Origin of the sequence: Streptomyces sp. NPDC085900 (assembly GCF_044540925.1) — a bacterium.
Classification (GTDB): Bacteria; Actinomycetota; Actinomycetes; order Streptomycetales; family Streptomycetaceae; genus Streptomyces; species Streptomyces gilvifuscus.
The window spans coordinates 73,769-88,824 of record NZ_JBITSP010000009.1; the positions used below are offsets into that span (position 1 = coordinate 73,769).

At 74.6% G+C, this 15,056-nt stretch carries 12 protein-coding genes; 7 read left to right on the forward strand and 5 right to left on the reverse strand.

Annotated features, from left to right (window positions below):
- Positions 1-11: 11 nt before the first annotated feature.
- A complete protein-coding gene (locus tag ACIGDI_RS28750) occupies positions 12-1,349 on the reverse strand; it encodes a ferric reductase-like transmembrane domain-containing protein (protein ID WP_399902436.1) in 1,338 nt (445 codons plus the stop codon).
- A gap of 94 nt (positions 1,350-1,443) precedes the next feature.
- Here ACIGDI_RS28750 and ACIGDI_RS28755 point away from each other — a divergent pair, with 94 nt between their 5' ends.
- From ACIGDI_RS28755 to ACIGDI_RS28765, 3 genes are read left to right on the forward strand one after another with little or no spacing between them, the layout of a single operon-like run.
- The gene (locus ACIGDI_RS28755; RefSeq protein WP_399902439.1) at positions 1,444-2,202 is read left to right on the forward strand and encodes a response regulator transcription factor; all 759 of its coding nucleotides are present in this window, start codon (positions 1,444-1,446) and stop codon (positions 2,200-2,202) included.
- On the forward strand, positions 2,199-3,677 hold the full coding sequence (locus ACIGDI_RS28760) for a sensor histidine kinase (RefSeq protein WP_390628300.1): 1,479 nt from the start codon (positions 2,199-2,201) through the stop codon (positions 3,675-3,677). Before ACIGDI_RS28755 ends, ACIGDI_RS28760 begins: the two co-directional genes overlap by 4 nt.
- Before the next feature lie 53 nt (positions 3,678-3,730).
- A complete protein-coding gene (locus ACIGDI_RS28765; protein ID WP_399902442.1) occupies positions 3,731-4,756 on the forward strand; it encodes an NAD-dependent epimerase/dehydratase family protein in 1,026 nt (341 codons plus the stop codon).
- A 258-nt stretch (positions 4,757-5,014) separates the two neighbouring features.
- Here ACIGDI_RS28765 and ACIGDI_RS28770 read toward each other — a convergent pair whose 3' ends face one another.
- On the reverse strand, positions 5,015-6,127 hold the full coding sequence (locus tag ACIGDI_RS28770; protein WP_399902444.1) for a sensor histidine kinase: 1,113 nt from the start codon (positions 6,125-6,127) through the stop codon (positions 5,015-5,017).
- 2 nt (positions 6,128-6,129) lie between these two features.
- Complete coding sequence (locus tag ACIGDI_RS28775) at positions 6,130-6,843, reverse strand: response regulator transcription factor (protein WP_399902447.1); 714 nt, start codon at positions 6,841-6,843, stop codon at positions 6,130-6,132.
- Between the two features lie 183 nt (positions 6,844-7,026).
- Here ACIGDI_RS28775 and ACIGDI_RS28780 point away from each other — a divergent pair, with 183 nt between their 5' ends.
- From ACIGDI_RS28780 to ACIGDI_RS28790, 3 genes are read left to right on the forward strand one after another with little or no spacing between them, the layout of a single operon-like run.
- Positions 7,027-7,758, forward strand: a complete 732-nt coding sequence (locus tag ACIGDI_RS28780; RefSeq protein ID WP_399902450.1) for a glycosyltransferase family 2 protein — start codon at positions 7,027-7,029, stop codon at positions 7,756-7,758.
- A complete protein-coding gene (locus tag ACIGDI_RS28785; protein WP_399902454.1) occupies positions 7,755-8,372 on the forward strand; it encodes a DUF2064 domain-containing protein in 618 nt (205 codons plus the stop codon). Before ACIGDI_RS28780 ends, ACIGDI_RS28785 begins: the two co-directional genes overlap by 4 nt.
- Positions 8,369-9,142: a class I SAM-dependent methyltransferase gene (locus ACIGDI_RS28790; protein WP_399902457.1), complete on the forward strand. Its 774-nt coding sequence runs from the start codon at positions 8,369-8,371 to the stop codon at positions 9,140-9,142. The genes ACIGDI_RS28785 and ACIGDI_RS28790 overlap by 4 nt, the downstream gene beginning before the upstream one ends.
- 343 nt (positions 9,143-9,485) lie before the next feature.
- Here the strand turns inward: ACIGDI_RS28790 and ACIGDI_RS28795 are convergent, their stop codons facing one another.
- Positions 9,486-10,751: a molybdopterin-dependent oxidoreductase gene (locus ACIGDI_RS28795; protein ID WP_399902459.1), complete on the reverse strand. Its 1,266-nt coding sequence runs from the start codon at positions 10,749-10,751 to the stop codon at positions 9,486-9,488.
- 114 nt (positions 10,752-10,865) lie between these two features.
- Here ACIGDI_RS28795 and ACIGDI_RS28800 point away from each other — a divergent pair, with 114 nt between their 5' ends.
- Positions 10,866-12,185: a hypothetical protein gene (locus ACIGDI_RS28800; protein WP_399902462.1), complete on the forward strand. Its 1,320-nt coding sequence runs from the start codon at positions 10,866-10,868 to the stop codon at positions 12,183-12,185.
- 3 nt (positions 12,186-12,188) lie between these two features.
- Here ACIGDI_RS28800 and ACIGDI_RS28805 read toward each other — a convergent pair whose 3' ends face one another.
- Positions 12,189-14,993: a SpoIIE family protein phosphatase gene (locus ACIGDI_RS28805; protein WP_399902465.1), complete on the reverse strand. Its 2,805-nt coding sequence runs from the start codon at positions 14,991-14,993 to the stop codon at positions 12,189-12,191.
- Positions 14,994-15,056: the final 63 nt, after the last annotated feature.

Here is a 15,056-nt window from a genome sequence, read left to right on the forward strand (position 1 = left end):
TCCCGTCTTCCTCATCCGGCCAGGCTGAAGCGCTCGAAGTGGACCTGCCGCTTGGGCACGCCCAGGTCGTCCAGGGTGCGCAGCACCGCGTTCATCATCGGCGGCGGCCCGCACAGGAAGACGTCCCGCTCGGCGATGTCCGGCACCAGCCGGGCCAGCTCGCTCGGCGCGAGCTTGTCGGGGACCGGCGGCCCGGTCACCAGGTGCAGTTCGGCTCCCTTGGCGAGCGCGAGGTCGCGCAGCTCGTCGTAGAGGACGGCTTCGCGTTCCGAGGCGACCCGGTAGACGACGACCGCGTGGCCCTCGACGTCCTCCAGGATGGCCCGGATGGGGGTGACGCCGACGCCGCCCGCGATGAGCAGGGAGTGGGTCTTGGTGCGGTGCAGGGTGGTGAAGGCGCCGTAGGGGCCCTCGGCGAAGACGCGCGTGCCGACCTTCACGTGGCGCAGGGCGGCGCTGCCCGCGCCGGCCGCCTTGGCGGTCAGGCGCAGGGTGCGGCCGTCGGGGGCGGCGGAGAGGGAGAACGGGTTGGCCTGCCACCAGCGGTCGCGGGTGAGGAAGCGCCACAGGAAGAACTGGCCGGCCTGTGCGGGCAGCTTGTCGAGGTCCTTGCCGGTGATGTGGACGGAGACGACGTTGTCGGACTCGGGGACGACCGCCGACACGCGGAACCGGTGGCGGGAGTTGCGCCACACCGGCAGCACCAGGCGGCCGAGGGCCACCGCGCCCAGCGCCACGGTCCACACCCCGTACCAGTACGTCTTCGCGGCGGACGACGAGGTGAACGTCGTACCGACCGCGACCTGGTGGGTGAGGGCGAGGACCACGGCGACGTAGGTGTAGAGGTGGATGAAGTGCCAGGTCTCGTAGGCGAGTCGGCGGCGGGCGTAGCGCGCGGAGACGGCGCCGACGACGAGGATGATGCCGAGCGCGACGATCGCGCGCAGCACGCCCTCGGTGGTCTCGGCGAGGTCGACGAGCTCGGTGACCGGGCCGACGCCGGCCCCGTCGGCGTATCCGAAGGCGATGAAGACGGCGTGCGCGAGGAGCGTCCACAGCAGGGCGAAGCCGGTCCAGCGGTGCCAGGCGGTCAGCCGGTCCATGCCGATACGGCGGTCCAGCCAGGGCAGCCGGGCCACCAGCACCAGCTGGAAGGCCATGATCAGGGCGCCGTAGAGGCCGGCGAGGCGGCCGATGACGATCAGCGCGTTGGAGGCGAAGCCCGCCTGGGCGAAGAAGTAGGCGACCACGGCCGCGTTCGCGGCCAGCACGGCGTACAGGCCCGTGCGGGCCACCACCCTGGGGCGTATCGCCGTGGGGGGCGCAGGGGGTGATTGGACGGTCGTCACGGGACGGCAGCTCCTTGATCGGTGATCCGGATGACCCGAGCTTCGCTGGCGGGAGCTGTCGAAAACCTGTCGGCGTCCTTACAAGTACCTGTCGATGTGGCGGCCGTCGGCCCCGGAATCCGGCGGCACCGGCGGTGTGCCGCAGTATGAGCGGGTGGAAAAAGTACGTCTCCTCGTCGTCGACGACGACCCGCCCATCGCCGATCTCGTCGCGACCGTCGCCCGCTACGAGGGCTGGGAGGCGGTCACCGCGAACTCCGGTGAGGAGGCGCTGAGGCTGGCCGGCGAGTTCCACCCGGACATCGTGGTGCTGGATCTGATGCTGCCGGACCTGGACGGCTTCGGAGTCCTGGACCGGCTGCGGCGGTCCGGGACGATGGTGCCGGTGGTGTTCCTGACGGCCCGGGACGGGATCGCCGACCGGGTGGCGGGGCTGACCCGCGGCGGGGACGACTACCTGGTCAAACCGTTCGCGGTGGAGGAGCTGATGGCCCGGCTGCGGACGGTGCTGCGGCGCAGCGCCGGGCCCGGCTTCCAGCGCTCGGTGCTGCGGGTGGCGGACCTGACGATGGACGAGGACACCCGGGAGGTCCGCCGCGGCGAGAAGCTGCTGACGCTGACCCCCACCGAGTACGAGGTGCTGCGCTTCCTGATGCGCAAGTCGCCGACCGTGATGACGAAGGCGCAGATCCTCGACCATGTGTGGGAGTACGGCTTCGGGGGGCGCTCGAACGTCGTCGAGCTGGTCGTCAGCCGGCTGCGCCGCAAGCTCGACGACCCCGACGACGGCGCTGCGCCGCTGATCCAGACGGTTCGGGGATTCGGGTACGTCGTCCGGCAGGCGGCCGAGTGATCGGCCGGTTCCTGCGGTCGTACCGGCGGCTGCGGCTGGGCACCCGGCTGGCGCTGGGCCTCGGGGCGCTTGCGCTGGTGGTGTTCGCGGTGGTCGGCACGGCCCTGACGACGTACATGCGGGACTATCTGTCGGCCCAGCTAGACGACCAGCTGGGGCTCGCCCAGGTCGCCCAGTCCAAGAGCATCGCGGAGAACGGCACGCTGGCGGGGAAGAAGTACTACCGCTGGTACTACGCGGTGTACGACGTCTCGGACGGCCGGGCCGTGCTGCGCAAGCCCGAGGAGAGCGGCGACCTGCCCGCCGACATCGCGCCCCTCACCTCCCTGGCCGCGGCGCAGAGCACCTCGAAGACGGAGACGCTGCGCACCGCGAACCTCGCGGGCCAGGGCGAGTACCGGCTGCGGGCCTGCGAGGTCGAGCCCGGGGTGGTGCTGGTCAGCGGGGCGCCGATGGACGACATCGACGCGACGGTACGGCGGCTGATCACGGTCCAGGTGGTGGCGTTCGGGCTGGCGCTGGCCGCGCTGGTGGTGTTCGGCCGGCGGATGCTGCGCCGCGGGCTGAACCCGCTCAGCGACATGGCGCACACCGCGCACGGCATCGCCTCGCACGACCTGACCGAGTCGGCGGCACGGCTGCCGCTGCGCGCGGACGAGCGGGGCGGCGGCCCGGAGGTCGAGGAGCTGCGCACCGCCTTCAACACCATGCTGGAGCACATCGACCACTCGCTGGCGGTGCGCGCGGAGGCGGAGCAGCGGCTGCGCCGGTTCGTCGCGGACGCCTCGCACGAGCTGCGCACGCCCCTGATGTCGGTACGGGGTTACGCGGACCTCTTCCAGTACGCCGCCGCCAACGCCCCCGAGGAACGCGACCGGCATCTGGCCCGGCTGCGCGCCGAGGCGGCCCGCATGGGCGTCCTCCTGGACGACCTGCTGCTGCTCGCCCGGCTGGACGCGGCGGAGGTGGACGCACCGCTGCGGCCGCAGGACACGGACCTGGTGGCGCTGGTGGAGGACGCGGCCGCCGCGTTCCGGGCGAGCCGCCCTGAGCGCCCGCTGACGGTGCGGACCGGTCCGGGCCCGCTGAAGCTGCGCCTGGACCCCCACCGCATCCGGCAGGTGCTGGACAACCTGCTCACCAACGCCGCCGTGCACACCCCGGCCGGTACGCCGGTGTCGGTGGAGGTGGCGCTGGAGGGGGACACGGCCCTGGTCCGGGTGGAGGACGCGGGCCCCGGTATCCCGGCCGAGGACCGGGAGCGGGTCTTCGACCGCTTCTACCGCGTCGACAAGGCCCGCAGCCGCGACCGCGGCGGCAGCGGCCTGGGCCTGTCGGTCGCCGGCGCCCTGGTCCGCGCCCACGGCGGCACCATCGAGCTGCGCGGCGAGCCGGGGGCGACGGTGTTCACCGTGCGGCTGCCGGCGGGGGACGGGGAAGGTCTTGGGGACGGGGAAGGTCTTACGGAGCGGTGACGTGACGGCCGCGCCCGGTCCGCCGCGGCCGCTCGCCGCCCTACGTTGAGCGCATGCGTGTACTGGTCACCGGCGGTGCCGGGTTCATCGGGTCCCATGTCGTGACGGCGCTCGACGCCCACGGGCACGAGCCCGTCGTCTACGACACCCGCGCCGAGCCGCCGTCCGACGTGCGGGATCCCTACGCCCTCCAGCGCGCCCTCGCCGGCGTGGACGCCGTCTGCCATCAGGCGGCCATGGTCGGCCTGGGCGCCGGCTTCTCGGACGCGGCCGAGTACGTCTCCCGCAACGACCTCGGCACGGCGGTGCTGCTCACCGCCATGGCCGAGGCGGGCGTACGGCGGCTGGTGCTGGCCGGGTCGATGGTGGTGTACGGCGAGGGGCGCTACGAGTGCGCCCGGCACGGCGTGGTGCGGCCCGGGCCGCGTGCCGTCGCCGACCTCGACGCGGGCCGCTTCGAGCCGCCGTGCCCGGTGTGCGGCGCCGAGCTGGCGCCGGGGCTGGTCGGCGAGGACGCGCCGGTCGATCCGCGCAACGTGTACGCGACGACCAAGCTGGCCCAGGAGCATCTGGCGGCCGCCTGGGCGCGCGCCACCGGCGGCACGGCGGTGGCCCTGCGCTACCACAACGTGTACGGCCCGGGCATGCCCCGCGACACCCCGTACGCCGGGGTCGCCTCCTTCTTCCGCTCGGCCCTGGCCCGCGGCGAGGCGCCCACCGTGTACGAGGACGGGCGCCAGCGACGGGACTTCGTCCACGTACGGGACGTGGCGGCGGCCAACGTGGCGGCGTTGGAGGCGGGTTCGGCCGAAGGCACGCTGACCGCGTACAACACCGGCAGCGGCGAACCGCACACGGTCGGCGAGATGGCCGACGCCCTGGCCGAGGCCCACGGCGGCCCCGCCCCGGTCGTCACCGGCGAATACCGCCTCGGCGACGTACGCCACATCACGGCAGACTCGGCCCGCCTACGGGCCGAACTGGGCTGGAAGGCGGAGGTCGGATTCACGGAGGGGATGCGGGAGTTCGCGCGGGCGGGGATGCGGGGGGCGCCGGGGGCGCCAGGGGCCGGGATGTGAGCGGCGTTTCAGGCAGGGGCCCGGGGGGCGCCGCAGGGCGGGAGCCAGGAGCGCTGCGGGAGGCCCCTTCGCAGGGCGGGAGCCAGGGGCCTCGTAGGGCGGGGCGCGGGAGGCGCCGGGGGCGGGAAGCCGGGAGCCATGAGCGCCGCGGGCCAGGGCGCGGGAGGCCCGTCGCAGGGCGGGAGTCAGGGGCCTCGTAGGGCGGGGGCGCGGGGACTGAGAGGTTCCCGCACATGTGCTGGTGGTGCTGTTCGTCAATCAGGAAGCGGCGGCGGGCAGCACCACCTCGAAGCGGCAGCCGCCGGGGACGTTGCGGACGGTGGCCGTGCCCTGGTGGGCCTCCACGATGCCGCGGACGATGGCGAGGCCGAGTCCCGCGCCGGCGGGGGGAGTCCGGGCGTGGGTGCCGCGCCAGCCGGTGTCGAAGACCCGCGGCAGGTCCTCCTCGGGGATGCCGCCGCAGCCGTCGGTGACGGACAGGACGACACCGTCCTCGCGCAGCTCCGAGGACACGGCGACGGTTCCGTCGGCGGGCGTCCGGCGGATCGCGTTGACCAGGAGGTTGCCGAGGACGCGGCTCATCTCCTTGCCGTCCACCTCGACCGGCACGGACGTCACCCCGTCGCCGACCAGCCGCACCCCGTGCTCGCGGGCGAGCGGATCGGCGCCCGCGAGCGCGTCGCCGACGAGGTCGTACAGGGAGATCCGGCTCGGGCTCAGCGCCAGCGCGCCCGCGTGGATGCGGGAGAGCTCGAAGAGGTCGCCGACCATGTCGTTGAGGCGCTCGACCTCGGTGCGCATCTGCCTCAGGTAGCGGGGCGGGTCGGCGGCGACGCCGTCCTCCAGGGCCTCGGACATGGCGCGCAGACCCGCCAGCGGGGTGCGCAGGTCGTGGGAGATCCAGGCGACCAGTTCGCGGCGCGAGGACTCCAGGGCACGCTCGCGGTCCCTGGACTCGGCGAGCTTGGCACTGGTGGCCTCCAACTCCCGGCTGAGCGCGGCGAGTTCGGCGGTGGCGGGCCCGTCGGGCGAGGTGAAGTCGCCGCCGTCGCCGAAGGAGCGGGCGGCGAGGGTGAGGGCACGGCTGCGGGCCGCGACCCAGCGGCCGAGCAGGACGGCGGTGGCCAGGGAGACCACGGCGGCCATCGCGACGACGGTCGTGACCACCTTCAGGTCGTGTCCGGACAGGAACATGGCCTGCGCGACCGCGAGCGTGCCCGCGAACATGGCGGTGACGCCGACTCCCGCGACGACGCCGAGGTGCAGGGCGAGCGAGCGGCGCCGGATCAGCAGCAGCACACCGGCGCCGAGCAGGCCGGCCACGGCGGCGCCGAGGAAGGCGAACAGGGCGATGAGCAGGTCGGCGCGCACGGTCAGGCCCCCTGGTCCGCGGCGTCGAAGCGGTAGCCGACGCCCCACACGGTCTGGATCAGCCGGGGCCGCGCCGGATCGTCCTCCACCTTGCCGCGCAGCCGCCGCACATGGACGGTCACGGTCGACAGGTCGCCGAAGTCCCAGCCCCACACCTCGCGCATCAGGTCCTCCCGGCTGAAGACCCGCCCGGGGTGCCGCAGGAAGAAGGCGAGGAGGTCGAACTCCCGGATGGTGAGGGCGAGTTCGGTGCCGTCCTTGAGGGCGCGGCGGGCCGACTGGTCGACCGAGAGGCCGGCCGCGCGCAGGGTGGCGGAGGGCTGGGCGGGGCGGGTGCGGCGCAGCACGGACTCCACGCGCAGCACCAGCTCCCGGGGGCTGAAGGGCTTGGTGACGTAGTCGTCGGCGCCGACCTCCAGGCCGAGGATGCGGTCGTCCTCGTCGCCGCGGGCGGTGAGCATGATGACCGGCACGGGGCCGCGGCCGCGGATGCGCCGGCACACCTCCAGGCCGTCCATGCCCGGCAGCATGAGGTCGAGGACGACGAGGTCGGGCCAGTGGGCCTCGGCCCGGGCGAGGGCGTCGGGGCCGTCACCGGCCCGGTCGACGACATATCCGGCCCGGTCGAGATAGCCGGTGACCACCTCGGCGACGGTGGGGTCGTCGTCGACGACGAGGACCCGGGCCCCGCCCCGCCCGTGTTGCTGCAGCTCCATACCGCCAGCCTCGCATCCCCCGCCCCGAGCCGCCGCACCACCGGCCGGACGTCCGGAATCCGTAAGAAACACCCGGCCCGCCGACGGCCTCGCGAGGCGGTCAACTCGCCGTCTCCTCGCGCCTGTCGACGTCCGCGTTTCGTAAGGAGCCGACGCCCTTTTTGTCCGTTTCGTGATCGTAGGGTGAGAGCCGTGACGAGCCCATCCGCTTCCGCACCCCCGACGACGTCCGTGGACGTCGTCCTTCCCTGTCTCGACGAGGCCGAGGCCCTTCCCTGGGTACTGGAACGCATTCCGCCCGGCTGGCGCGCCCTCGTGGTCGACAACGGTTCCACGGACGGCTCGGCCGAGGTCGCCCGTGCCCTCGGCGCGAGCGTGGTGCGCGAGGAACGCCGCGGCTTCGGCGCCGCCTGCCACGCGGGCCTGGCCGCGGCCACGGCGGACGTCGTCTGCTTCTGCGACTGCGACGCCTCCCTCGACCCCGCCGACCTGGTGCCCTTCGTCCGCCGGATCGCCGCGGGCGAGGCCGACCTGGTCCTCGGCCGGCGCCGCCCCGGGAGCCGCGGCACCTGGCCCGCGCACGCCCGCGCCGGCAACCTCGCCCTCACCCGTCTGCTGCGCCGCCGCACCGGTCTCCGCCTGCACGACCTGGGCCCGCTGCGCGCCGCCCGGCGCGAGGCGCTGCTCGGCCTCGGCCTCACCGACCGGCGCAGCGGCTACCCCTTGCAGATGGTCGTCCGCGCCGCCGACGCCGGCTGGCGCATCGCCGAGTACGACGTCCCCTACCTCCCGCGCACCGGCGCCTCCAAGGTGACCGGCACCTGGCGCGGCACCTGGCAGGCGGTGCGGGACATGAGCCGGGTGCTGGCCGAGCCGCCCGTGGCACCGCGGGTAGCGGAAGGATCCCGCCCGTGACGTCACCGGTGACCTTGCTCGTCATCGCCAAGGAGCCCCGGCCGGGACGGGTCAAGACCCGGCTGACGCCGCCGTTCACGCCTCAGGAGGCCGCGGGGCTGGCCGAGGCGGCGCTCGCCGACACGCTGGACGTGGTCGCGCGCACGCCGGCCCGCCGCCGGGTGCTCGTCCTGGAGGGCGCGCCCGGCCCCTGGCTGCCGGCCGGCTTCGAGGTCGTACGGCAGTGCTCGGGCGGTCTGGACGAACGGCTGGCCGCCGCCTTCGCGCACTGCGACGGCCCGGCCCTCCTCATCGGCATGGACACCCCCCAGGTCACCCCCGCCCTCCTCACCGTCGACTTCACCGGCTGCGACGCGTACTTCGGTCCGGCGGCGGACGGCGGCTTCTGGGCCCTGGGCCTGGCCGCGCCCGACCCCGGCCTGCTGCGGGGCGTCCCGATGTCGACGCCGCTCACCGGTGCCGCCCAGCGCGCCCGTCTCACCGGCCTGCGCGTCCGGGAGCTGCCTCGGTTGCGGGACGTGGACACGGCCGGCGACGCCGAGCTGGTCGCGAAGGCGGCACCCCGGGGACGCTTCGCCGCCGAGCTGGCGCGCATGGCGCCGGTGCGCCGATGAGCGGCGTAAGGGAGGCCACGGGGGTCCGGATCGGGCACCAGGCGGACGCCCCGCGGGAGTCCGGCACCTGGTCCAACGACCCCTACTCCCGCGCCCTGCGCACCGGCCGGGGCCCGCTCTTCCTGCGGCGGGCCGACGGCTGGCTGCTGCCGTTGGACGTGGAGCGGTGGTGTGCGGAGGCGGACGCCGTCGATCTGGCGGTGCTGCGGCGCTGCGAGGGCGCCGTGCTGGACGTCGGCTGCGGCCCGGGCCGGCTCGTCGCCGCGCTGGGCGCCCTCGGCCGGCCGGTGCTCGGCATCGACGTGAGCGCGGCGGCCGTCGCCCGCACCAACCGCCTCGGCGGCCAGGCCCTGCGCCGTTCCGTCTTCGAGTCGCTGCCCGGCGAGGGCCGCTGGGGCACCGCGCTGCTGATCGACGGCAACGTGGGCATCGGCGGCGAGCCCGGCGCCCTCCTCGACCGGATGGCTCAACTCCTCCACGCAGACGGCCTGTTGATCGCCGAGACGGCGCCCGGGTCGGACGTCGACGAGCGGGTGCGGGTGCGGGTCACCGACGCCCGGGGAGGCGTCGGCAGCCCGTTCCCCTGGGCACGGATCGGCACGCCGGCCCTGCTGCGGCTCGCGGAGCGCGCGGGCTGGCGTGCCGTCGATCAGTGGGCGGCCGGCGGCCGCTGCTTCGTCGCCCTGCGCCGGTGCGACGCCCGCAGCACGAACAGCAGCGCCGAGCCGCCGAACAGTGCCGCGGTCACCAGCAGCCAGCGGGCCGGGTAGCCGTCCGGGGACAGGCCGGTGGCACGGCCGTATCGGCCTGCCACCCGCCCGCTGATCAGCGGGAACCACACGAGCAGGAGCAGCAGCGAGAGCGCGGCGGGCACGCGCACCCAGGCCACCGCCCGCCGCCCGCGCGCTCCGGCGCCCTGCACCAGGGCGCGGTCCGCCGCCGCGTACAGCGGAAGCAGCACCAGGTCGTGCAGGAGTGCCGCGCCCACGAACCACAGTGCGACGCCGAACCAGTCACCGCCCAGCAGTCGCACCCCCGCGTACACGGCGAGTGCGAACGAGCAGATGAGCAGCAGGAGTTGGAAGGGGCTGCCGATGACGATCCTGGGGCGCATCACAGGTCTCCGAAGGTCAGTTCGGCCACCCACTTGGTGTTGAGCACACCGGGTGCCGCGGGCACGATGATCCGCGCCGGGTGGCCGTGGTCGGGGGTGAGGTCCTCGCCGTTGACGGACAGGGCGAGCAGGGAACGGGGATCGGCGACCTGGTTGGCCCGCAGGGCGGCCCGGCGGAACGCGCCGTGCCGTTGCAGCGACTCGACGAGGACGTCGGGCGGATCGGCGTCGTGGCCGACGAGCGCGGCGAGGTCCCGCAGCCGTACGCCACGCCACCACTGGTCGGAGGTCGACCAGCCCTCGACGCAGGCGATGGGCAACGCGGCACTGTGCAGGGGCAGTCGAAGCAGCTCGGCCCGGCTGAGCCGGACGGTCCCGGCGCGCCCCCGCACCACCAGCCGCCAGGTGTCCTCGCCGGTCTCGGCGGGGCGGATTCCGGCGTAGGCGGCGGTCTTGTTGATCTGGAAGCCGCCGGGTCCGCCGCCCGGGTCGCGGCGGCCGTGCGGGGCGAAGAGCGCCGTCCAGCGCAGCCCGTCGACGCTCTGCCCGGCCGTGGTGGCGAACAGCAGCAGCGAGCCGCCGCCGACCAGTCCGAGCGCGCCGCGCCGGGAGACGGTCGGCGGGTCCGGGTCCGGAGCGGTCAACCCGGTCGGCTCGGACCGCTCGGTCCGCTCGGTCGTCTGGGCGGGCTCGTCCCGCATGCGCCGCAGATTGCGCAAGGCGGCCGGCGTCTTCAGCACGGCGTGGGCGGCGAACGCGGCGAAGAAGACCCAGGCGCCGTAGAAGTGCAGCGGGTAGAAGGAACCGGGGAAGACGTAGTCCAGCTGGACGTTGAGGACGCCGGTGACGAACTCGAACAGGCCTCCGCCGACGAGCAGCAGCAGGGAGAGCCGTTCCAGGGCGTGGGTCAGGGAGCGGGCCGGCGGCAGCGTGAACAGCCGGGGCACCACCGACCACAGTTTGGCCAGCAGGACGGGGATCAGGGTGATCCCGAGGGTGACGTGGACGCCCTGGGTGAGCCGGTACAGCCAGTGCGGGTCGGTCGGCCAGGCGAAGAGGTAGAAGCCGAGGACGCCCTTGTCCGGCGTCTTGTCGTTGACCGGGGACAGGCCCGGGTTGTACGCGGCGTAGGACAGCAGCCCGGTCACGAACAGCACGGTGATCCCGACGAGCAGGACGACGCCGAGCACCGAGGTGAGCCAGGGGCCCCGCAGCGGGCTGCGCCAGAAGCTGGGGGAGAAGGGTGAGAAACGCGACGGTTCCATGTCCCGACCGTAGGTCCGCGCGACCTCTGGAAGGGGTATGCGAACCATGACGAAACTCTGACGTCCGCGCATGTCAGCGGTCCGGTCGGCCCCGCGCGCCCTAGCGTCGTCGTCGTGTCCCCACCTCCTCCTCACGCCTCCCGCCGTGATCTGCGCCGAGACCTGTACGCGGTCGGGGCGGCCGCGCTCCTCGTCCTGGCGGCGGCGACGATCGGCACCGCGATCGAGCACCGTGACGGTTCGCTCCGCGTGGGCTGGCCGCCGCTCCTGGCGACCTGGGACCCGCATGTGGGCCCGGGCACCCCGGCCGCGCTCGCCGTGGCGGTCGCGGCCGTCGCCTACGGCCCCTCGCTCGCCGCCCGTCTCCCCTGGCGTCCGCTGCTCCTGGCCGTCTGGGGCGCGTCGATGGCCTGGACGTGGTCGCTCGCGCTCGTCGACGGCTGGTACCGGGGTGTCGCCGAGCAGCTGACGACGCGCAACGAGTACCTCCGGGTGGTCGACCGCTTCCACGACATCCCGCGCGCGCTGCGGGACTTCGACCGGCACATCCTGATCGACGCGCCCGCCAACTGGCCCGCCCACGTCGCCGGCCACCCGCCGGGCGCCACCCTCACCTTCGTCCTCCTGGACCACGCGGGCCTGCGCGGCGGCGGCTGGGCGGGCGCGTTCGTGATCACGGTCGGTACGACCGCCGCGGTGGCGGTCCTGATCGCCGTGCGCGCGCTCGCCGACGAGCAACGGGCCCGCCGCGCCGCGCCCTTCCTGGTGCTGACGCCGGGCGCGGTGTGGGTGGGCACGTCGGCCGACGGGTACTTCACCGCGGTCGCCGCCTGGGCGGTGGCGTTCCTCGCGCTGGCGGGGACCGGCCGCCGCCCGGCCGCGGCGGGCTTCGCGTCGGGGCTCCTCCTCGGGCTGACCGCCTACCTCTCCTACGGCCTCACGCTCTTCGCGCTGATCGCGGCGGCCGTCCTTCTCCTGGGCCCGCACCGCACCCGTCCCCTGCCCTTCCTCCTCGCCGGACTCGCCGTCGTCCCGGCCGTGTTCACCGCGCTGGGCTTCGACTGGTTGGAGGCGTACCGCCTGTTGGTCACCCGCTACCACCAAGGAGCGGGCGGGGTACGGCCCTACGGCTACTGGGTGTGGGCCAACCTGGCCTGCACGGTGTTCATCGTCGGCCCGGCGACGGTGGCGGGCCTGCGCCGGACGCGGGTCTCGCGCGCCGACCCGCTGGGGACGCTCGTGGCCGCCGCGCTCCTCGCGCTGCTGGTGGCCGACGTGTCCGGGATGAGCAAGGCGGAGACGGAGCGCATCTGGCTGCCGTTCGCGATGTGGCTGCTTCCGGCGTGCGCGGCGCTGCCCCGCCCGCGCGTCTGGCTCGCGGCCCAGGCGGTACTGGCCCTCCTCGTCAACCACCTGCTGCTGACGGGCTGGTGAGGGTCACGGCAACGGCTGTTCCGTCCAGATCACCTTGCCCTCCGGCGTGTACCGGGTGCCCCACCGCTCGGTGAGCCGGGCGGCCAGGAACAGGCCGCGGCCGCCCTCGTCCTCGGTGCGGGCCCGGCGCAGCCGGGGGGAGGTGCCGGAGCCGTCGGAGACCTCGCAGATCAGGGCTCGGTCGCGCAACAGGCGTAGCTGGACGGGGCCGTGGGCGTGCCGGATGGCGTTGGTGACCAGCTCGCTGACGACCAGCTCGGTGGTGAAGGCGAGGTCGTCCAGGCCCCAGGCGGTGAGCTGTTCGGTGACGGCGGCGCGGGCGACGGAGACGACCGCGGGCTCGCTGGGCAGGTCCCACTGGGCGACCCGGTCCGGGCCGAGGGCATGGGTGCGGGCGACGAGGAGGGCCACGTCGTCCGCCGGCCGGTCCGGCAGCAGGGCGTCGAGGACGGCCTCGCAGGTCTCCTCAGGCGCCCGCTCGGGCACGGCGAGGACGGTACGCAGCCGGTCCAGTCCGGTGTCGATGTCCCGGAGCCGGTCCTCGACCAACCCGTCGGTGTAGAGCACCAGTTGGCTGCCCTCGGCCAGCTCCAGCTCGACGGTCTCGAAGGGCATGCCGCCCAGGCCCAGGGGCGCCCCGGCGGGCAGGTCGACGAACTCGACGGTGCCGTCCGGCCGTACCACCGCGGGCAGGGGGTGCCCGGCGCGGGTGAGGGTGCAGCGCCGGGACACCGGATCGTAGACGGCGTAGAGGCAGGTCGCTCCGACTATGCCGGAGTCGGCCAGGCCGCTCTCCACCGCCCAGCCCTCGCCCCGGTCCAGGCGCCCGGCGAGGTCGTCGAGGTGGGTGAGGAGTTCGTCGGGCGGCAGGTCCAGGGCGCAGAAGTTGTGCACGGCGGTGCGCAACCGGCCCATGGTGGCGGCCGCGTGCAGGCCGTGCCCGACCACGTCCCCGACGACCAGCGCCACCCGCGCGCCGGAGAGCGGGATCACGTCGAACCAGTCGCCGCCCACGCCCGCCTGCGCGGGCAGATAGCGGTGGGCGACCTCGACGGCGCTCTGTTCCGGCCGCCCCCTGGGCAGCAGGCTGCGCTGCAGGGTGAGGGCGGTGTGGTGCTCGCGGGTGTAGCGGCGGGCGTTGTCGATGCAGATCGCGGCGCGGCTCGCCAGTTCCTGGGCGAGGGAGAGGTCGTCGTCCTCGAAGGGGGCGGGCTTCTCGGAGCGGTAGAAGGAGACCACCCCGAGAGTCGTGCCGCGGGCCCTGAGCGGCACGGTGATCAGCGAGTGTATGCCGGCCGCGAGAGTCCGCTCCAGCCGCGGCGGGTCCTGCGCCTTCCAGCCGCCCGAGTCCGAGAGCACGGGTTCCAGCACGGCCCGTCCGCTCTCCAGGCAGCGGGCCTGCGGCGTCGACGCCACGTAGGCGACGGGGTCGCCCACGGACCACAGATGCGACTCCTCGTGTACGGCGCCCAGGGCCACCCGGCGCAGCCGGGTCCGCGCGCCGAGCGGTCCGGGCTCCTCGCCCCTCAGCAGCGCGTCGGGCAGGTCCACGGCGACGAAGTCGGCGAATTCGGGGGCGGTCACCTCCGTCAGCTCCTCGGCGGTGCGCGCCACGTCGAGGGTGGTGCCGATGCGCACGCCGGCCTCGTGCAGCAGCTCCAGCCGCCTGCGCGCCAGCACGGCCAGCCGCCCGACACCGGGCTCCCCCACCAGCAACAGCCGGCTGCCGTCGCCGCCGAGGATGTCCCCGACGGTCTCGGGAGGTGCGGTGCCGACCGGAGCAGCCGACACGGGCTTGGTGACCAGGCGTGCGGACACGGCGGACGGCTTCGGCGCGCGTACCCCGTCACGGGCGCCCGTGTCCGTCACGACCGCCGTCCCGCCCAGTCCCGTCACTCGGGTCCCGCCGGAAACACGCGCCTCGACCGCCACGCCCAACTCCCCGTCGGCGCTGCGGACCAGGCGTCGCAGCAGCATGGCCACGCGGCCGCCGGGCAGTGCGACCTCGTCCAGGGTGCCGCGGGGGGAGGCGAGCAGTTCCTCGGCGCGTTCGCGCAGCAGGGCGAGGTCGATGCGGTTCAGTGCCTCGCCGTCGGTGTCACCGCGCTCGTCCCGTCGCCCCGCGCCGTCCGGCTGCGGCCCGGCCCGCCGGTACGCGGCGAGCAGCGCCCGTTCGCGTCGCGTCGCCTGTTCCAGCAGCCGGGCCTCGATGTCGCGGGCGGCCTCGCGGACCAGCCGCAGCATGGTGGGGTCGCCGTCGTCCCGCAGACAGGTCAGGTCAAGGACGGCCTCGATGCGCCCGCTGAGCGGATCGCGGACGGGGGCGCCCGCGCAGGCGAAGGGCTGAAGGCAGTCGGCGAAGTGCTCGCGGCCGACGACGTAGACGGGGCCGCGTTCGGCGAGGGCGGTGCCGACGCCGTTGGTTCCGACCACCGGTTCGGAGGCGTCGAAGCCTGGGGCGAAGCTCACCGCGTCGAGCCGGTCGCGCAACCGCCGGTCGCCGCCGAACCGGCGCACCATGCGGCCTCGCGCGTCGCACAGTGCGATGGCCATGCCCACCTCGGCCAGCGAGGCGGTCAGTCTCCGCAGCACCGGCTCGGCCGCCTGCAGGAACCGCTCGTCCAGGCTCAGGCCGGGCGCGTAGGGAACCAGGAGCCGGTCCGGTTCGAGCCCGGCGGAGCGGCACCGCTTCCAGGAGTCGAGCACCGGGCCCCGGACGTCCGCCTCGACGCGCGCACCGGTCAGGAATCGTTCATGGGCATCGACGAGCCCGCCGATGTCGTCCCAGGGGACGGACAACGAGATCACTTCCCTCACCTGGAGCCGGTCCGGTAACGCGCCGCCACTCGGCTCGCCCCGGCGGAGCCTCCA